The organism is Metabacillus endolithicus (assembly GCF_023078335.1).
GTDB lineage: Bacteria > Bacillota > Bacilli > Bacillales > Bacillaceae > Metabacillus > Metabacillus endolithicus.
The window spans coordinates 1,910,698-1,929,296 of the sequence record NZ_CP095550.1; the positions used below are offsets into that span (position 1 = coordinate 1,910,698).

20 protein-coding genes and 1 riboswitch are annotated in these 18,599 nt (G+C 35.6%); of the genes, 3 read left to right on the forward strand and 17 right to left on the reverse strand.

Going from position 1 to position 18,599, the window contains the following annotated elements:
- Positions 1–29: 29 nt before the first annotated feature.
- From MVE64_RS10070 to MVE64_RS10115, 10 genes are all read right to left on the reverse strand, one after another.
- Positions 30–605, reverse strand: coding sequence for a hypothetical protein (locus MVE64_RS10070; protein WP_247346099.1), 576 nt, complete (start codon positions 603–605; stop codon positions 30–32).
- 222 nt (positions 606–827) lie between these two features.
- Positions 828–1,805 (reverse strand): HD-GYP domain-containing protein, encoded by a 978-nt coding sequence (locus MVE64_RS10075; RefSeq protein WP_247346101.1) that lies wholly within the window; start codon positions 1,803–1,805, stop codon positions 828–830.
- Positions 1,806–2,625: 820 nt separating this feature from the next.
- A riboswitch (cyclic di-GMP riboswitch) is annotated at positions 2,626–2,708 on the reverse strand.
- A gap of 127 nt (positions 2,709–2,835) precedes the next feature.
- Complete coding sequence (locus MVE64_RS10080) at positions 2,836–3,660, reverse strand: pyruvate, water dikinase regulatory protein (RefSeq protein WP_247346104.1); 825 nt, start codon at positions 3,658–3,660, stop codon at positions 2,836–2,838.
- Positions 3,661–3,858: 198 nt separating this feature from the next.
- Positions 3,859–4,125 carry a phosphocarrier protein HPr gene (locus tag MVE64_RS10085; RefSeq protein ID WP_247346107.1) on the reverse strand — a complete coding sequence of 89 codons (267 nt, stop codon included), beginning with the start codon at positions 4,123–4,125 and terminating at the stop codon, positions 3,859–3,861.
- Between the two features lie 92 nt (positions 4,126–4,217).
- The gene (locus MVE64_RS10090) at positions 4,218–5,156 is read right to left on the reverse strand and encodes a sugar-binding transcriptional regulator (protein ID WP_247346110.1); all 939 of its coding nucleotides are present in this window, start codon (positions 5,154–5,156) and stop codon (positions 4,218–4,220) included.
- Between the two features lie 21 nt (positions 5,157–5,177).
- Positions 5,178–5,537, reverse strand: coding sequence for a PTS glucitol/sorbitol transporter subunit IIA (locus MVE64_RS10095; RefSeq protein WP_247346112.1), 360 nt, complete (start codon positions 5,535–5,537; stop codon positions 5,178–5,180).
- 42 nt (positions 5,538–5,579) lie between these two features.
- Entirely contained in the window at positions 5,580–6,596 is a 1,017-nt protein-coding gene (gene srlE, locus MVE64_RS10100; protein WP_247346115.1) for a PTS glucitol/sorbitol transporter subunit IIB, read from the reverse strand.
- A 20-nt stretch (positions 6,597–6,616) separates the two neighbouring features.
- Positions 6,617–7,144 (reverse strand): PTS glucitol/sorbitol transporter subunit IIC, encoded by a 528-nt coding sequence (gene srlA / locus MVE64_RS10105; protein ID WP_121663547.1) that lies wholly within the window; start codon positions 7,142–7,144, stop codon positions 6,617–6,619.
- Positions 7,145–7,165: 21 nt separating this feature from the next.
- Positions 7,166–7,594, reverse strand: a complete 429-nt coding sequence (locus tag MVE64_RS10110; RefSeq protein ID WP_247346118.1) for a transcriptional regulator GutM — start codon at positions 7,592–7,594, stop codon at positions 7,166–7,168.
- 156 nt (positions 7,595–7,750) lie between these two features.
- The gene (locus tag MVE64_RS10115; RefSeq protein WP_247346121.1) at positions 7,751–9,007 is read right to left on the reverse strand and encodes an NAD(P)H-dependent oxidoreductase; all 1,257 of its coding nucleotides are present in this window, start codon (positions 9,005–9,007) and stop codon (positions 7,751–7,753) included.
- Positions 9,008–9,382: 375 nt separating this feature from the next.
- Here MVE64_RS10115 and MVE64_RS10120 point away from each other — a divergent pair, with 375 nt between their 5' ends.
- Positions 9,383–9,853, forward strand: coding sequence for an NUDIX domain-containing protein (locus tag MVE64_RS10120; RefSeq protein ID WP_247346124.1), 471 nt, complete (start codon positions 9,383–9,385; stop codon positions 9,851–9,853).
- A 122-nt stretch (positions 9,854–9,975) separates the two neighbouring features.
- Positions 9,976–10,314, forward strand: a complete 339-nt coding sequence (locus MVE64_RS10125; RefSeq protein ID WP_247346126.1) for a bh protein — start codon at positions 9,976–9,978, stop codon at positions 10,312–10,314.
- Between the two features lie 42 nt (positions 10,315–10,356).
- Here the strand turns inward: MVE64_RS10125 and MVE64_RS10130 are convergent, their stop codons facing one another.
- On the reverse strand, positions 10,357–12,033 hold the full coding sequence (locus MVE64_RS10130; RefSeq protein ID WP_247346129.1) for a sensor domain-containing protein: 1,677 nt from the start codon (positions 12,031–12,033) through the stop codon (positions 10,357–10,359).
- A gap of 85 nt (positions 12,034–12,118) precedes the next feature.
- The gene (locus MVE64_RS10135) at positions 12,119–12,721 is read right to left on the reverse strand and encodes a hypothetical protein (RefSeq protein WP_247346131.1); all 603 of its coding nucleotides are present in this window, start codon (positions 12,719–12,721) and stop codon (positions 12,119–12,121) included.
- A 386-nt stretch (positions 12,722–13,107) separates the two neighbouring features.
- Between MVE64_RS10135 and MVE64_RS10140 the strand changes: the two genes are divergently transcribed.
- Positions 13,108–14,766 (forward strand): methyl-accepting chemotaxis protein, encoded by a 1,659-nt coding sequence (locus MVE64_RS10140; protein ID WP_247346133.1) that lies wholly within the window; start codon positions 13,108–13,110, stop codon positions 14,764–14,766.
- Positions 14,767–14,824: 58 nt separating this feature from the next.
- Here the strand turns inward: MVE64_RS10140 and MVE64_RS10145 are convergent, their stop codons facing one another.
- The 5 genes from MVE64_RS10145 to MVE64_RS10165 all read right to left on the reverse strand — a co-directional run bounded on the left by MVE64_RS10145 (position 14,825) and on the right by MVE64_RS10165 (position 18,552).
- A complete protein-coding gene (locus tag MVE64_RS10145; protein WP_247346136.1) occupies positions 14,825–15,037 on the reverse strand; it encodes a hypothetical protein in 213 nt (70 codons plus the stop codon).
- A 246-nt stretch (positions 15,038–15,283) separates the two neighbouring features.
- Entirely contained in the window at positions 15,284–15,670 is a 387-nt protein-coding gene (locus tag MVE64_RS10150; RefSeq protein WP_247346138.1) for a hypothetical protein, read from the reverse strand.
- A 12-nt stretch (positions 15,671–15,682) separates the two neighbouring features.
- Complete coding sequence (locus MVE64_RS10155; protein WP_247346141.1) at positions 15,683–16,693, reverse strand: sodium-dependent bicarbonate transport family permease; 1,011 nt, start codon at positions 16,691–16,693, stop codon at positions 15,683–15,685.
- A gap of 133 nt (positions 16,694–16,826) precedes the next feature.
- A complete protein-coding gene (locus tag MVE64_RS10160) occupies positions 16,827–17,192 on the reverse strand; it encodes a Na-translocating system protein MpsC family protein (RefSeq protein WP_247346144.1) in 366 nt (121 codons plus the stop codon).
- Positions 17,193–17,613: 421 nt separating this feature from the next.
- Entirely contained in the window at positions 17,614–18,552 is a 939-nt protein-coding gene (locus MVE64_RS10165) for a metallophosphoesterase (protein WP_247346147.1), read from the reverse strand.
- Positions 18,553–18,599: the final 47 nt, after the last annotated feature.

Below are 18,599 nucleotides of genomic sequence, written 5' to 3' on the forward strand. Positions count from 1 at the left end.
CTTTGTAAACGCATTCATTTTCATGTAAACTACTTTATAGAATTAGCCATTTCAACCATCACATCAGCTCCTAATGGTTCCTGACCTTTTAACGTATGATGATATAGTCCATACACAGCTCCATTTTCCAACCACTCTATGCCTTCACCAATATCCAATTCAGCATATTTCCCCATTCTTTTATTAGCAAGCTCCATTTCTTCCACTTGTAACTGCTCATACTCTAATAAGTCCTGTTCTTTCTGAGAAGCAATATAATATAATTCCTCACTAGTTTCTTCGTTGATAAAATGTAACTCTACCCGATGATGTTCCTTATTACCACCAAATTTCGTGATAAGTAAGGTGCCTTCTTCTTTACTCGGTGTAAATGGAAGTTCTTTTAGCTCAGGAATATCTAGGTTTGCTCTGTTCATTGTTTCCTCAACCGTCAACTCTTCGATCCTCTCAAAGCCTGTTGGGGCACTTCCACCAGTATTGCTGCTAGTAAGATATACTGCACCCCCAATAACTAAGAAAGAAAAAATAATAACAAACACGTCTAATTTTCTGCTTTTTCTAGTTCTCTTCATGATCCTTAGGTTATTATTTACGTTTACTTCCACTCTCCACATACCTCCTAAAAATTTTCATGTAAATTTTTCTACCCTCCTTTTGCCCTAGTATATTATATGAAAATATCTATATATCCAATCATTTACATTGTTAACAAAATCTTCATCTCTTTTTGAACTTTCTTGTTTTTATGAAACAATCCCTCTCTTTCTTGCGTTATATCATTTTTGTAAGCCAAACCCAGAGTCTACGTTTGACTCTGGGCTTTTCCACTAATTAATAACTTTTGATATTAAAACAGAAGGATTTTCTGCAAGATTCAATTCTTTTCCACTTTCTAGAAAGCGAATAACAGGACGTTGTAAATGATTTTTTATTCCGATCACAATTGCCTGCTCACCTGTATATAGCTCCACTTTTGTACCAGGTAGATAAGAAGGAACGCTGTTCACAAATGCCTGAACTACTTTGTGAGAATATTCATCATCACTTTTTGTCATAATCAATTCCAATGCTTCATGCGGAGGGAGTTTTTGATTTGAAAGCATACGATCATACAAGTTTGCTATCCCACAAATTTGCGGAAATTCTAATACTTCTTTGTCCTTAAGGCCCCTAGGATAGCCTTTTCCATTTAATAGCTCATGATGTTGAAAAGCAACATGAGCAGATAGTAAACTAATTTCGCGACTTTCCTTAATCACCTCAAAGCCTTTTGCAGGATGTTCTGCTTCTTGATCTGTTACAGCCTTTCCGATATCATGCAGCAACGCCCCTATGGCAAGATCTCTTAACTGAACAGGAGAATAACTCATTTGCTTTGATATTTGTAAACATAACAATGCAACGTTTACAGAGTGAGCATATTTCTCCAATCCTTCTGAAATAGAGGTTGTTGGGATTAAAATGATCGTTTTAAGAGCATTTACTTCTTGGATAAGAGTCATGGCAGCCTTTTGAATAGCTACAACATTTAATCTTTTTCCTTTTTTCACATCTTCAAATGCTTCTTGCACAACAGCAATTATATCCATCCAAGTTGGCATGTCCAACATTTCATCCAATGTAATTCCATATGACTCAGCATCTTCTACCACAAGAGTTGTTACTCCAATTTCTTTAATACGTTCCAAATAGTTAGGATGAATTGTACGTCCTGCTGCTAAAAGGATCCGTCTCATCCGATCATAAACAGGCATTGCCAATTGCATGGCCTGTGGGTTGTAATCCTCTATATCAATAAATCTCATGATATCCTCCTTGTTGCTATCTTTCTATGAAAATTAGTGAGTATCGGGACAGAGGGTCGCTGTCTCGATTCTTTGAGTTTCGGGACAGAACCTCTCTTCTCTTACTTGTCCTTGTCCCGATTCCTTGTGTATCGGGACAGGACCTTTCTTCTTAAGCTGGTTTTTGTCCTGATTCCTTGTGTATCGAGACAGGAACTCTCTTCTCTTGCTTGTTCTTGTCCCGATTCCTTGTGTATCGAGACAGGAACTCTCTTCTTAAGCTTGTTCTTGTCTCGATTCCTTGTGTATCGAGACAGGAACTCTCTTCTTAAGCTTGTTCTTGTCTCGATTCCTTGTGTATCGGGACAGGAACTCTCTTCTTAAGCTTGTTCTTGTCTCGATTCCTTGTGTATCGGGACAGGACCTTTCTTCTTAAGCTGGTTTTTGTCCCGATTCCTTGTGTATCGAGACAGGAACTCTCTTCTTAAGCTTGTTCTTGTCTCGATTCCTTGTGTATCGGGACAGGAACTCTCTTCTTAAGCTTGTTCTTGTCCCGATTCTATGTGTATCGAGACAGGAACTCTCTTCTTAAGCTTGTTCTTGTCTCGATTCCTTGTGTATCGGGACAGCACCTCTCTTCTTAAGCTTGTTCTTGTCCCGATTCTATGTGTATCGAGACAGCACCTCTCTTCTTAAGCCTATTCTTGTCTCAATACCACAAGTAACGAGACAATATTCCTAATCAAAAACTTGTCCAAGTCTCAACTACGTTTGGCTATTGAAAAATGACAAAAAATCCACCGATAAACACGGAGGATTGCTGCACAGAGCTCTTCCACTCATCAGCAATCCAGCCACCATAGATTACTCCTTAGGTCTGTGACTTTGCGTCTCCATTTTTCAATGAATTTGCCTTTATTATATAAGTTTGTTGTATTCGTTTATTAACAAATATACCATGATATTTATATTGAATAATAGCTTTAATTTCTTCCAATGATTTCTAAGAAAAACACAAAAAATCCCTCATCTGTGTAAAGGGATTTCTTACTTAGCTTGATATTATCTCGACCTGATGAGACATACTGCTAATAATCCACTCAGCAGCTTCTTCTATTGCCATAGTTGAAAAATCCATAATTGGACAACCGATATTATCCATTATTTTTTCAGCATATTGCAATTCTTCCTTAATCCGTTCAATTTTCGCATAACTTGAATCCGGAGATAACCCTAAGTGCTTCAATCTTTCTACCCTTATTTCTCTTAGTTTCTCAGGTGACATCGTTAATCCAATACATTTTCCTTCTGACAACTTAAAAAGTTCTTCAGGAGGAGAAACCTCAGGAACTAATGGGATATTTGCTACCTTAACCATTTTATGAGCCAAATACATCGACAATGGTGTTTTTAAAGTTCTTGAAACACCGATGAGAACGATATCCGCCTCCTTGATTCCACGCATATCCTTTCCATCGTCATATTGCACAGCAAATTCAATGGCTTCAATTCTACGAAAATAGGAGTTATCAGGTCCTTCTATTATACTTGGTTTTTGTACCGGTTGTTTATTTAGCTTAGTTGCAAAGGTCTCCAATAGTGGACCTATTAAGTCAATCACCATAACATCTTCTTCATTCGCTTTATCATCAAGATGCTTTTTAAATAGAGGAGTAAAGAGGGCATAGGCAATGATAGCGTTGCTTAGCTTCGCGAGAGCAATTAGATCATTTATTTCTTCCTTATTTTCTATATAGGAGATTGTTTTAATGTTAAACTCTGTTCCGATAAATTGGGCAGCAACTGTTTTGACCAACAGCTCTGCTGTATCACTCACCGAATCAGAAAGAACATAGACAATTTCTTTTTCATACACTTATAATCACCTATTCTTTGAACTTATTATCTTCTGAAACATTACCACATTCATCTTGCCTAAAGGTAGTATAATGCTTACTCTTACTCCAGAAAACTTCATCATTTATTTAGTAGAATCTACTATTCTGTACGTTACTAGAAATCTTTGAAATCGACAACACTCTACAAAAATCGGGTGGTGACAGGCACCAACCAGCTACTTCGCCAACCCTTGAGTCTTCAACGTTTCTTCAAGAGTTGAGATTGCTTCTGATTCGTCTTCGCCATTGGCAATAATTTTTATTGTTGCGCCTGATGGGATTCCGAGTGACATGATACCCATAATGGATTTTAGGTTTACTTGTTTTTCTTTGTATTCTAGCATAACCTCTGACTTAAATTTTGTCGCTGCACCAACTAAAGCTGTTGACGGACGTGCGTGAATACCTGCTTCATCAATAATTGTATACGTTTTTTCTACCATGTTAAATCCTCCATTAGCTTGTTTTTTCTAATTTTTCACATAATAAATAATGGGACGATCTACCGAAATATTTCGTCCCAATCGCCTCTTATTTAATCTAATAGTGCTTTTGCTGTTTGTTCATCTGTTATTAGCACATGAACAAGCTTTCCTTCTAAAGCAGCTCTAATCGATTTTACCTTCTCTAGGCCGCATGCTACCCCAACAACAAGAGGTATTTCTCTTAATTTTTCTATTTCTAATGAAATTACTCGTTCGTTCCAAGAGCTACTTGATGGTTTTCCTTCTTTGTTAATAAAGTTGTAGCAAATATCGCCCACCACATCTGTATCATCAAAATACTCGGTTTGTTCTTGACCTAAGTAGGAGTTAACCATTGTAGAGTGCTCTGGTGTACCACCGATTCCTACAATTGCAATATTGGATTTCTCACCCATCGCATAAATTTCTTGAATGGATGTTTGTCTCATGAAAATGTCACGAGCTTCTTTCGAATCAACCATAACTGGTGCATGCAAAAGTCTGTATTGAGCTTGAAGGCTTTCTGCAAACTTCGCAACAATATGATTAGCGTGGATATCCACTCGCTCATTTCCCATTCCACCTACGATTGGTACAAATGTAACAGTTGGAAAATGCTGATTTGTTGGAAGCGCTTTAGCTACCTCGTGTAAGGTGGTTCCTGATGAAATACCAATTGTCTGACCATCACGAATAACTCTTAATAGATATTTACTAGCCGCAGCACCGAGACGGCTTTTAGATGATTCATTCCCTAGATTCGGGACGCATACTACTTCACGTAACCCATACATACGCTCAATCTTTCCTTCTAGCTGTCTGAAAGGATGAATCGTTTCATCATGAATAATAATTTCTACAATTCCTAGCTCCCTTGCTTTTGCAAGATATTTAGAGATAAGGGAGCGGCTGACCCCAATCTCATCAGCAATCTGAGATTGGGTCGCTCCTTCCTCATAATACATATGAGCCACTTTTACAAGTAATCTTCTATCTTCAAAAAAGGACAAAAACTTTACCCCCTTGCTACATTACCCCTTGAATTCAATAACGCTTCCATCTTTGAACTGAGGAAGTTTAAAAGGGCTTGCGAATACTGCACCTGGAAGAACCTCTTCATTTGGTTCTGAAAAATAGATGGAAATATGGCCAAGCTCTTTTAAGTTATTGTTTGCAGCAGAACCAACTGCTGTGATTGTAAATTCTTCATCATCTACTTTGAAAGTTCCACCAACTGTAATTGGTTCATCTGAACTATCTCCTTCAAGCTCATGAATAATTGACACTTCTTTTAATTCTTGCGGTGCTTGTGGACCGAATAAAATACAAACTTTATCTTCTTCAAATGATAAGGCTAATGCTCCAACTTCTTTTACGATACTTTTATACACAGAGATCCCTCCACTACTCTTTTTTATATCAATACTATTAGTTTACTCATACATTCCAAAACTAGCAACATAAGCAATCACAACAGCTAAAACGCCTGTAATTAAACGGCTGTATAATACAGCAGGAACACCATATTGAACGGTTTCAGGTTTTGCCTCACCAAGTGATAACCCAACTGGTATGAAGTCAGAACCTACTTGACCATTAATTGCAAATAATGCAGGCAACGCGAACTGCGGTGGAATATTACCAGCAGCAATTTGTGTTCCGATTAATACCCCGATAACTTGGGCGATAACGGCACCAGGTCCAAGTACTGGTGATAAAAATGGCAACGTACAAATGATTACGATAATAATTAATCCCCAAAGTGAACCAGCAAGTGGCGTCATCAAGTTAGCAATCACATCACCAATTCCGGTGTAGTTAATGATCCCAATTAACATACTAACAAATGCCATGAAAGGAATGATGTTTTTAATCAACATGTCAATTGAATCACGACCTGCTTGATAAAAAGTTCCTGTTACTTTTCCAATTCCTCTTGAAAATCTCATTAAGAAATTGTCGTTACTTTCACGATTTTCTTTCTTTAATTTTTCATAGTTTTCTTTAAAGCTTTCTTTATCACTAGTATCAAACTTTGCTTCTGTTGCTGTGCTTTCTTGACCTGCAGCAACCTCAGATTCATCTGCTACTTTAATTTCTTTCTCAGTTACACCCGATACAAAGATATCTTCTTTAATATGTTTAGCAAGCGGACCTGAAGGAGACGATGCTAGAATATCAACTGTTGGAATACGCTTCATTGGATAAAGACCAATTCTAGCTGTTCCACCACAGTCAATAACCACACACATCATTTCGTCCTCTGGAACTGAGTTTTTAAATCCATCTACCGCTTCTGTTCCAGATAATTCTGCTATCCTTTTTGCAACAGGGTGAATACCGCCCCCTGTAATAGATACAACCTTTACTTTTTTACCTTGTGGCTCAATACGAAGACCCGTTCCCCAGCCGCCTGGACCTTTATCAACAAAAACAGCTCGTTGTGACATGATGTAAACTCCCCTCTCTTTTACGAATTCGCTTCCATTTTTCTAGCAAGATATTTTGTAATAAGCTCTGTAATAACACCGCGCATTAAGATAATAACGATACCAACTAAGAAATAACGAACCGCTAACTCTGACATGGAGTAACCAGCCTGTGCAAGACCGTTTGCAATTCCTAAATACACAAATAGCTCCCCTGCATTTGCATATGGAAATAGCGCTGTAACAGGATGTAAAAACGAAACTAAAGAATCATAAAACGCAGGTTTCTGTTTCTCAGGTAAAAATCGCCCAAATGTATATGCCATCGGGTTTGTTAGTAATAAAATCGATAAAATCGGCATTAATGTATAACGTAAAATTGTATATTTAGCTGCAAACTGTATTGCTTTATTTACGCGTTCTTCTCCGACAAATTTAATCATTGCATAAGTGAATGTTAATAAAACAACCAATGTTGGAACAATCCCTGTTAATAACCCCATAAATGTTTCTCCACCAGCATCAAATAAACCGATAAAATGTTCTCCAAACCATTGAATCCATTCCATAACCTTAAACACTCCTTCCTATTACACCATTGATATATTTTTCTTCGATATTGATAACAATGCACTTTCAGTGGCCTTTGCAAGAGCTGCACTGATTGCAGACATTTGTTTACGCTTTCTTTTTTTGTTTCCATTTTCAACTTGAACACTGTCAAGGACCGCACCCACATGTTGACCTTTATACATTTCCAACTCTTTAAACTTAGATAGAACTGAAAAACCATTCACAATATAGCACTCTTGAATCGTATATTCGTTATTTACAACAATCATCGCAATTGCACCAGGTCTGAACTGTCTTCTTTCCATACCTGAGAATAAATAATAGCCTTCTTTTTGTTTATAACGACTTATAATTTTATCCATACTTTTGCGATAATACCTTACTTGTATAAACGTTAGCACATATTGAATGACTAATAAGCAGCAAAGAATAATGGCAATTTTCATAAGAAGTTAATCACTCCTATCTATTTAAGATGAAACTTTTGATGTTGCTCTAGGTGATTGAAAAACTTCCCGCAGGACGTGTGGTGAACCTCATTATTTGCGCCGTTGAGGTTCACCCACCCTAAAACATGCTCCCACAGTAATCTTGCACCTGTATTAATTTTCAGTTGGAAACAGGCGATCTTGAAGTGATCTTAATTTCCAAACAGTTGTAGAATGATCTAGTTCTACGTCTTCTTCTGTTAAGAATTGACCTTCTTTAATATCTTTCTTCGCTACTACATTTCCACTGATTAAACCAATTGGAATGTGACCGTTACGCTTTAGTTCTTGGTGTGTTTCAAGAACACCACGTACGCAATAACCACCAATACCATCTAATGCTTCGCCAGCTTTGATATCTTTTTTCGCTACTGCCACTGTATCAGAAATTGGTGCACCTAATGGATGGATAGATGAATCATGCTCTAATACTGCTTTTGCAATTGAGATTGGTGTTTCAAGGCTTGCTAAGTGATATGGACGATATAGAATATGGTGATCACGATCGCCAACCTTTAATAAGTAGTTTAACTCATGTTGTACACCTTCATTTTGTCCTTTAACGATAACAAATACCCCAGGTGCTAAACCATCTACATATTCAACTACACCATAGTTGTTTAAAACTCCGCCTCGTTCTTTAAGATCTAAGTCGCTTACAACTGAATCAAGATCTCCTGCGATACCATGCATTCCAACTACGTCTGGAACAAAGCCAATCGCATTTGATAATAGGTTCATTTCAGCCATTGTTTTTGTACCATCTTGGAATGCTGCTAGCATATGTGCAGACATTTTCTTTTGAGCTGCTTCTTCTTTAGCTGTATCAGGATTTGCTGTTACTTTTAATTTGTTGTTCTTCCCTTTACCTGCAACAAGTACTTCCATACCCATTGTTTTTGCGAATTCATAAAGCTCAACTGTTGCAGCTGGCTCATCACCTGCAGACCCTGTATAAACTAATCCAGCATTTTTAAATTGTTGATGCATGATTGAACCGATTGTGATGTCCACTTCAACATTTAAAAGAACAAGATGCTTTTTCGCTACTAATGCTTCTAGAGAAATATTTGCCCCAACTTCCGGAATACCAGTCGCATCAACAATCACTTCTACATTTGGAGAGTGAATCACTTCTTTGAAATCATTTGTAACAACGATTTGTTCTTTTTTAGAAATTCGTGATAAATAAAAATCTTCTGCTCTTTTTGCTGCATCTAAGTTAATATCACTGATTCCCGCAACACTCATACCTGGGATTGTTGAAATTTGTGCAATCATACCAAATCCCATTTGTCCTGCTCCGATTACTCCGACTCTAATTGGTTCATTTGCTCTTTCTCTTTCAAGTAACTTTTGATAAATTGACATGTTCTGTATCCTCCCTAATATGTTTCAAGTAATTTTTAATTCTCTTAATCTTGCAACTACACGTTTATGTAGGCGTTTACTTTCAATGCCTACACATTCTAAAAGTTTCTAACACTTCTAAATGTTTTTTGGTGTGGCAAATTCTCTTATTTTCTATCAAAATATTTTTTATATAACATATGTTTTATTTCTGTGTCATATGACACAATGGTTAACATTTGTTAATCGGTATGGAACTTTATTGTAAAATGAAATTGTAAGGGTTGTCAATAATAAATTAAAATATGTTTAGAGTAATTTTTTACTTTTTAAGAAGACTGTTAATGTGAATACATGAGAACGACATTAGCCAAACCTAAAGAAAGGTTGATAATATTGAATAGAAAAGATTATTATTATGAAAAAAATGCACCAGAGCCTAAAACAATTGTTCCTGCTGTTTCTGCAGTTATTATCGATAAAAGCAATCAGATTTTACTTCAAGAGCGTGTTGATAATGGAAAATGGTCATTACCTGGAGGTGGAATGGATCCTGGAGAGAATGTGGAGCAAGCAATCATAAGGGAGGTAAAAGAAGAAACTGGATTAGATGTTAAAGTCATAAAGCTCACTGGTATCTATAGTGATCCTAATCATGTGATTGCATATGGGGATGGTGAAGTGAGGCAACAATTTTCTATCTGTTTTTCATGTGAGGTAATAGGAGGAACATTGGTCACAAGTCATGAGTCAAAGCGTGTAGCATTTGTTCCAATAAGTGAAATTGACTCATTGAATATGCACATTACCCAAAAGATTCGGATCCGGGATGCACAAAACAATCAATCAGAGGCATATATTCGTTAATAAAATATTTAAATAGATTTCTGCCGTTTATTGGGTAAAATAGTAGCAACGAGATGAAAAAAATGGTATATATATCCGTAACAAACGTTCTTTCCTACTACATAAAGCAAGGAGAGGTTGAGATGAAGGTTTCTGAAATGCACGCCAAACTGTATTGTCTTTCATGTAATGACGACACGTCTCATGTCATTACTTACGTTAATAGCAAAATAAACGGAATTCAATGTGAAGAATGTCATCGTACACAAGCGTTAAAAATGAATCTTGTTAAAGAATTTCAAAAAGAAGTGTATGAGCGGATTTCCACAAAGCCAGTGAGAATCACTCAGGAGTATAAAGAAGATTTAAGTAAATTACTAGCAAGCCTACCGATTCGAATACTTAGTAAGCCATACCGACTTATGCGGTACTTGAATGAAACTCGGAAGGTGTTTAAGTTGTATAGTGATAAGAAGGGGTAAGTACTCATACTCTTTTATAAAAAGAATACTCTACTACCAACTTTAAAAGTCGGCAGTAGAGTATTCCTCCAATAACTGCTCAAATTCCCCATGTGGTACAGGCCTCGAAAAGTAAAATCCTTGGGCCTCGATACAACCTAGTTTTTTCAGAATTCTTATTTGGTCTTCGTCCTCAACACCTTCAGCAATCACCTGTAATCCTAGTGCCTTTGCCATCGAAATAATGGTTGAGACAACCTCTGAATTTTCCACACATTGATCAACAAACATCTTATCTATTTTCAACCGGTCCACTTCTAGCTTGTACAAGTAACTAAGTGAACTATATCCAGTTCCAAAGTCATCTATGCTTATTTCAATGCCCATATTACGTAATTGTTGAAGTCTACTATTTACCTCAACCTCATATTTCATTACAATTCTCTCTGTGATTTCAAACTCCAAAAAAGTGCCGTCTATTTTGTTTTCAACAAGTGTATGAGAAACAAAATTTATAAAACCATCATGTAGTAACGTAGGTAAAGATATATTAATAGAGGTTTGATGAATTCTTTTCCCTTTCTTCTTCCAGGTTGAAAGTATGCCACATACCTCTTTAATCATATTCTTTTCCAGCCGATCAATTTCCCCAATTTCCTCAGCCAAAGGGATAAATATATTTGGAGCAATCATACCCTGAGTACAGTGATTCCATCTAGCAAGTGATTCTGCTCCAATTAACTCTCCATTGACCATATTATATTTCGGCTGTAGATAAACTGATATTTGATTATGATCGATTGCATAGCGTAGCTCATTTTCAATGGCAATGTTTTTAAATTTATTATCCAACATACTTTCCGAAAAAAACGAATATCCATTTGATCCATTTTCTTTTGTATGGTACATAGCAATATCCGCGTACTTCACTAACTCCGTAATATTAGTTGAATGATGTGGATGGGTTGAGATACCAATACTTGCAGTTGATATCACGTCTACTCCTTCAACATTCAATGGCTTTCTAAAGCAATTAACAAGTTCCTCTAAATATCCGTCTTGAGTTTCTGTCAAAGGAATCATAATGAGAAACTCGTCTCCTCCAAGCCTTCCGACAACACCTTTATTCCCAGTAACGTGTTTAAGCTTGAGAGCAATTTCTTTTAATAAATCATCACCGAAGCCATGTCCAAAACTATCATTTATTCGTTTAAAACGATCAAAATCCAATAATAAAATATGAAACTCTTCACCGTTTGCTGCCCATAGGTTTAATATCTCCATTAGCTTTCTTCTATTATATAGACCTGTTAGCTCATCGTAAAAAGCCAGTTTATGAATCATTTGTTTTGCCTTTTTATCCTCAGTAATATCCTTGGCAATCCCGTAATACCCGATTGTTTCATTATTAATAACGATCCTCATTGTTGTAATCTTAATATCAACTGCTCGTTGATCTTTTGTCACGATCACCGTTTCAACATCTTCAATACTACCTGATTTTACTTTCTTGATAATTGATTGTTTATCTAAATTAGGTTGTAAAATTGAAAAAAGCTCTTTCCCAATTAATTCTTCTCGACAGTACCCCACCAACTTTAATGTTTCTTTATTTACATCCATTATTTTCCCTTTTAAATCAACAGAAAAAACAGCATTCGGGTTATGGCTGAAAAGAGATTTATATTTAACTGTCGTCGTTGATAACATTCGATCTGAAATAATATCCGGTAATATCATTAATAAAAAATTCGAGAGCATTGGATATAGAAACGGAAGTAAATAGGCATAGTCTTTGTATTCATATTGTAAAACACCCTTGAAATCAAGTAGTGATGTTAAGAGCAGATAAGGGATTCCACTTATTGAGACCCCACATAAAATAAGCCCCTATATTTAACCAACTCTTCTTAACCACTTCTTCATCTTCATTTGTTATCTGTCTTAAAAACTTCATGAGTTTAAAAATACAAGTAACTATGATTAGACAAGAGATGCTAAACGAAACGGGCTTAAAGTAGATTAACTCACGAAATGTCCACCAATAACCAATTGTTGTAATTCCAATAAACATTATGGAAACAACAATACTTGCGATAATATACCTCCACCATTTAAACTCCTTAGCCTTTGCCATAAAAAGCGTAAAATAGGCACCAAGAAAACACAGTAAAAATACGAATAGAAATAAAATGTAATTTGTCTCAGTGACAATCGGTACATCCAGCGATAAGCATGCATACGTATAGATGGACCAAAAACCAAGACCAACTACAGAAGAAAAAAGAAGTAATTTTTTCTTCATTTCTTTTTTATCTGTTACTCGCTTAATTTTTGTACTATATTCAAACCCAAGTTTACATGTCAAAATAGCTAATATAGCAACGACCCCAATATCCAAAATATTGAAATAAAAAAACACATTCATGTCCATTCCCCTAAAAACCGTTATGTAACAACATTTTAAATATTCTTCTTAATCTATTACTTCTATACAAAACAACACAAACAATAGTTTGTAACCATCTAGTTTTAATAGAATCTCTCATTCTTTTTATCGACATCTTTACATCATGAGTAAAGGGAAATATAAGAAAAAAATACAATATTTCATTAAAAGTATATCAAATTACCCATTATTTCCTGTGATCTTTATCACTTTATGGAGCACTGTGCTTCCCGAAGTTTGTGATGACTCCACATCTAAGATGAATCTTTAAGGTTCCTTTAAGGTTCTTCCGTAATAATAGAAACCACAGAAAACACAACTTTAGATATAGTTATTATTTACTACTTTATGAAGGAGACATACATATGAAGATTACAATTCAAAAGAAATTATTGTCCGGCTTTTTACTTCTTGCTATTTTAATTGGAATGGTGAGTGCACTATCTTACTATCAAATCCATAAAATCAACAACTCTTATTCGGAATTAGTTGAGCAGCAAACTACTAATTTAACAAGTATTAAAGATATACAACTCTACGCCTCTCGCTCGATTGCAAGCTTGCGAGGTATGCAATCTGCTGGAACAGACAATATGGAATTTTTTCAAACTTCTCTTGATCAGATAACCGAACAGGTAAAGAACATAGAAGCTGATATACAAGACCAAGAATCAAAAGAACTTTTAACTACTATCACTTCCTTAAAGGAACAAATTATAGAACAGGTTCAAGAAGAGCAAGCAACTAAACTTGTTGAAGAAGAGAGTATTCCATTAGCGATACAAATTGAAGAAGCAGCAAATAGAATCGTTGAAATACAAACAAAAGAGATGAAAACTGAAACAAAGGCAAATACGGAAATGGTATCTTCTGTTAAAAACATGATGCTAGTATGGAGCCTCATTTCTCTAATTCTAGCCATCTTAATCGGCATGTTCATGTCTCGCATGATTACTCGCCCTATTTCTTTACTAGTAGAAGGAGCTAAAAGAATTGCTTCAGGTGACTTAACACAAGAAGACATAAGTGTAAAAAATAGTGATGAAATCAGTGAGTTGGCAAATTCCTTTAATATCATGAAGCAAAATCTTCAACAACTAATTGATGAGGTACGCTTGAACGCACACCAGGTTTCGGTAACTTCTGAAGAGTTATCTGCAAGTGCCGATGCAACGAATCTGGCAACACAACACATTACTCTTGGGATGCAAGAGGTTGCAGCAGGCGCTGAAAAACAAGTTAGCACAGTTATTCAATCAGTTGAAAGTGCTGAGGAAATTACAAAAGGAATGAATAAAGTAACTGAATCCATTCAGTCTGTAGCGAATTTAACTATTGTGGCAAATGAAAAAGCAACACTGGGTAACGATGTAGTTAATAAAACAATTAATCAAATGAAATTGGTGCAGGATTCCGCAATGGAGTCTGCTGAAGTTGTTCATACACTAAGTAATAAGTCTAAGGAAATTGGCCATATAATCGAATTAATAACAAAGGTTGCCAGTCAAACCGACTTACTTGCTTTGAATGCTGCAATTGAAGCAGCTCGTGCAGGTGAACAAGGAAAAGGGTTTGCAGTTGTAGCAGATGAGGTTCGAAAATTGGCTGTTCAATCCGCAGATGCAGCAGGTCAAATTCGTCAACTCATAGAAGAAATACAAGAAGAATCCGAAAAAGCGGTAAGATCTATGAATAATGGAACAGATGTTGTAAAAGAAGGGTTAAAGCTAGTAAGTCAAACCGGTGACTCATTCAAAAACATTCTTGGAGCGATCCAACAGGTAGCAGCTGAATCACATGATGTGGCTGCTATTGTGAATCAAATTCACTCAAATACACAAATAGTTACAGAAGGAATGAAAGAAGCAAGAGATATTGTCGAACAATCCTCAGTAAGTATCCAAAACGTTGCTGCCTCTACTGAGGAACAAAACGCAACAATGGAAGAAGTCTCTTCATCAGCTGAAGGATTAAGTGAAATGGCACAGAATTTAAATAAAGTGATTAATAAGTTTAAAGCATAAATATAAAAGAGATCATCTCTCTACTGACGATGATCTCTTTTTACTCTTAAAATTCGTATTACAACACTTTTTGCTTCTTCTTAATCTCTTTATGATTCATGCCGCGGTTTTTCATTTCCCATTTCACTAAAGATAGGTATTTCTTAATTTCAATCACTCTATTCAGATCATAAAAAGATCCTCTACTTTTATGTACTTTTAATTGTTTTTTATATTTTAAATAAATACAAGATAATTCGTTATTAGTAATTGAACTTAGTTCTGGTCCCATCCACTTCACCCTATAGAAAAAATTCCTTTTTCATTATGAGCGAAGAATGGAGTTAATTCAAGAGATTTATTCTTAATTTTTAAACGATTAATTTTGAAAATGTAAAAATTATGAGCTAACAACGGTTTATAACCCTTTACCTTTTCATTGTCTAAGAAACCATTTCTATACGATTTGTCTTCCTATCCACAACAACGCCATGAACTGCGATTGATTTTGGAATAAGGGGATGCATTTGAACCAGATTCATATTTTCTTAATGATTGTTTCCATATTGTTCTCCCCTGTTAACCACTTTATAACATTCCCGCCCCCAACTTGAAGATAATTTAGAGTGGAAAGAATGTTTGTATTCACTCCTTTTTCCCTCATTCGAGCTAGAAGCTCTTCTTCATTAAGAAGTAGATCATTGTTGCTTTTTTCTCCAATGAAATAAATTTCATCTATCTGCTCGGATAAAACCAGCATGATGATTGATCGAATCATGCAGCTATATGTTTGAGATAATTCAGCGTTATAACTAGAAAGTACAATCATATCTTCTTGCTCTCTCTTTGTAATGCTTTGATAGATAGCATGCAACGAACTGTTAAACCCAGTGATAATTAACACCTTTTCCTTCTTCTTCATCATCATGAAAACCTCCTAAATTTGTATCATCTGTGATAATTGATAATAAAACGGAATACCAACTATTAAATTTAACGGAAATGTTACACCTAAAGATAATCCTAAATAAATAGAAGGATTCGCTTCCGGAACTGATGCTTTCAATGCCGCAGGTGCTGCAATATAAGAGGCACTTCCCGCTAAAACTCCCATTAAGGTTGTACCGCCTAACGATAGTCCTATCATGCTACCAAGCAAAACACCTAACATTCCAAAACATAATGGAGTGATTAATCCGAAAACCAATAACTTAATGCCATGTTTTTTCACTTCTGGTAATCGCTGACCTGCAACTATTCCCATATTTAATAAGAAAAGTACAAGAACACTGTTATATAAATCCATAAATAATGGCTTAACAGCTGGAACTGCCTGTTCACCAAGTACTACACCGATGCCCAAGCTTCCAATTAAAAGAAAGATACTTTTCCCAAAAATACTTTCTCTTATCACATCCTTATCAATCATTCTGACAGATAGAGGTACAATCCCAATTCCCTGTGACGATAAGCTCGGTGATGCATTATTTTTCTCTATCATTTTTAATAGGAAAATAGAAACTAAGATTGCCGGACTTTCCATAATCACAACCATTGCATTCATAAATCCTTCATAAGAAGTTCCATTTTTCTCAAGAAAAGAAATGGCAGCCCCATATGTCACAATACTAATTGACCCATATGTAGCAGCTAACCCTATTGCATTTTTCAAGTCTAATTTCATAGGCCTACCAATCATCAGCGTGATAATTGGAATTAGGATACCTAGAAATAAGGTTGCCATAATCGGTTTAATAACCGACCCAATCGAATAATGAGATAGTTCAATTCCTCCTTTTATTCCAATGGCAATTAATAAATAAATACTTAACCCTTCACTTAATCCACTCGGAAATTTCAAATCTGATTTTACGATCGCTGCTAAAATTCCAAGTACAAAAAATAGCACAACCGGTGAAAGTAAATTTTGTATGATAATATCTATCATCCTCTTCCCCCTCTTTTCGTCATTGCAATAAAAAAACCGACAACTTAAGGAGAAATGGTATGAACCATTTCATCTTAAAATTGCCGGTTTACTTTCAACTAAGCTACAAGCTTTTTTGATTGTCTCCCTCTATTTATTTCTCAAACGTTTCCTCAAGATTGCGATTTAACTTAAACAGCATCACTCGTTCACCTGTTACAGTGCTAATATCTGTGTGGAAGCTTTTTATTTTTTCTCCAGTAATAGTAAAAATGATTTCTCCTAATGTTTCAATTCCTGACTCGACTAAATCGGAACGAGTTCTCTTAATCGATTGCATTCCTTCCTTTGTTTTACAAAGGATAAGCTCGGCCGGTGCCAACACTCCTCTTAAATTCACAATAATCATGTCCCGTAAGATATCTGTTTTCACAGAAACGGAACCACGTCCTAGAAAATCCTTTTCCCACTGTGTTAACGCCTTACTTATTTCAGATTCGATTATTCCCTTTGACTTCATGTTCCCACCTTCTTCCTAATAAAAAAATCGGTATACTTCCTAACATCGTCATCTTGTTAAGAAATATACCGATTTATCTTCACCTTACGATCAAATGAATAGGTTATGTCTTTTTCATATAATCAATATATTTATTCATCATATGCTAAAGCAATTACTTCATTTAGATACAAGTTGGACCTATCGGAAATTAAATTTATATATAATTTACTGGTATCTGCTTGAAAAGTCAATACATTATTTACGAATGATTAAGGTAAAGTGAATTATTTAATTAGGATAATTTGAAAGAAACTGAGAGAAAGATCATATGCTGCAACTACAACGCTAGATGGCGAACACGACGAGAGAGTAGAGAAAGAAGTACCAACTTCCTTATCTTAAGGGAAGTAGTACTTCTGCTATTAAATCATGTTCAAAACTATCTTTCAAACGGAAGTACACGATCCTGCTCAAGTCCATAGCCATCAATAAAAATACGATCCTTATAGACCTCAATAATTGAATAAGTGTTTGTGTCAGCAGTTTCAAGCATTCCTTTAAGATTCACATAATGAATGCCATTTTTTTCACCATAACCTCCTGCATGATTATGCCCATTAAAATAAGCAACAACATTTCCAGAGGACTCAAGTTCTTTGATTACAGCTTCATCGTTCCAAATATTATGTGAATTCTCTGGATAAACAGGCATATGGGAAAATACAATGACTTTTTCATTTGCTTTTTTAGCCTTTTTCAAAACATTTTTCAACCATTCTAATTGTTCTTCACTAATTCCACCGTTCCAAGTTTGTGCATTAATATCACCTTTTGCCTTGATTGAATCATACATTTCTTGAGCCTGCTGATACTTTTCAGATCCTTTTGGATTTGCATAAAAACTAAGATCATTTGAATCAAGTACAATGAAACGCCAATTTTTTTGCTTAAAATCATAATACTGATTTTTCATACCAAGTCGTTCAACAATTGTATCTGAGGGTTCAGGAAAATCATGATTTCCTAAAACATGATATTTCTTTCCTTCAATCATCTCGTAGACTGGTAGAATTTGATCAAAACTCGACATATCCCGATCGATTAAATCTCCAAGCTGAATGGTGAAGCGTAGTTTCCGTTCATTAAACGTTTGGGCCGCATCTGCAAGCTTCTCCAATGAATTTCGATAGTATTTTGTTCCTGATGGATCACAATCACAATATTGGGCGTCAGGAACAACACCAAACTCAATTTTTGGCTTGTCTACATTCTTGGCAAAAGTTGAGCCTGGATACATTGCAAAAATACCAGCAGTTAACACTAACACTGAACTTAGCCCTTTAATCGCTGCTTTAAACCCTTTGTTCCCTTTCATCATTTTACTAGATTCTCCTTTCAAAATGGTTATGAATTCCAATTTCATTC

What these genes read in the sequence shown, in the direction of transcription:
- MVE64_RS10075 (WP_247346101.1), bottom strand. Translation starts at nt 1,805, where the DNA reads ATGAGATTTATTGATATAGAGGATTACAACCCACAGGCCATGCAATTG.
- MVE64_RS10085 (WP_247346107.1), bottom strand. Translation starts at nt 4,125, where the DNA reads ATGGTAGAAAAAACGTATACAATTATTGATGAAGCAGGTATTCACGCA.
- srlE (WP_247346115.1), bottom strand. Translation starts at nt 6,596, where the DNA reads ATGTCACAACGAGCTGTTTTTGTTGATAAAGGTCCAGGCGGCTGGGGA.
- srlA (WP_121663547.1), bottom strand. Translation starts at nt 7,144, where the DNA reads ATGGAATGGATTCAATGGTTTGGAGAACATTTTATCGGTTTATTTGAT.
- MVE64_RS10110 (WP_247346118.1), bottom strand. Translation starts at nt 7,594, where the DNA reads ATGAAAATTGCCATTATTCTTTGCTGCTTATTAGTCATTCAATATGTG.
- MVE64_RS10115 (WP_247346121.1), bottom strand. Translation starts at nt 9,007, where the DNA reads ATGTCAATTTATCAAAAGTTACTTGAAAGAGAAAGAGCAAATGAACCA.
- MVE64_RS10125 (WP_247346126.1), top strand. Translation starts at nt 9,976, where the DNA reads ATGAAGGTTTCTGAAATGCACGCCAAACTGTATTGTCTTTCATGTAAT.
- MVE64_RS10130 (WP_247346129.1), bottom strand. Translation starts at nt 12,033, where the DNA reads ATGATATTACCGGATATTATTTCAGATCGAATGTTATCAACGACGACA.
- MVE64_RS10135 (WP_247346131.1), bottom strand. Translation starts at nt 12,721, where the DNA reads ATGAATGTGTTTTTTTATTTCAATATTTTGGATATTGGGGTCGTTGCT.
- MVE64_RS10140 (WP_247346133.1), top strand. Translation starts at nt 13,108, where the DNA reads ATGAAGATTACAATTCAAAAGAAATTATTGTCCGGCTTTTTACTTCTT.
- MVE64_RS10145 (WP_247346136.1), bottom strand. Translation starts at nt 15,037, where the DNA reads ATGGGACCAGAACTAAGTTCAATTACTAATAACGAATTATCTTGTATT.
- MVE64_RS10150 (WP_247346138.1), bottom strand. Translation starts at nt 15,670, where the DNA reads ATGATGAAGAAGAAGGAAAAGGTGTTAATTATCACTGGGTTTAACAGT.
- MVE64_RS10155 (WP_247346141.1), bottom strand. Translation starts at nt 16,693, where the DNA reads ATGATAGATATTATCATACAAAATTTACTTTCACCGGTTGTGCTATTT.
- MVE64_RS10160 (WP_247346144.1), bottom strand. Translation starts at nt 17,192, where the DNA reads ATGAAGTCAAAGGGAATAATCGAATCTGAAATAAGTAAGGCGTTAACA.
- MVE64_RS10165 (WP_247346147.1), bottom strand. Translation starts at nt 18,552, where the DNA reads ATGATGAAAGGGAACAAAGGGTTTAAAGCAGCGATTAAAGGGCTAAGT.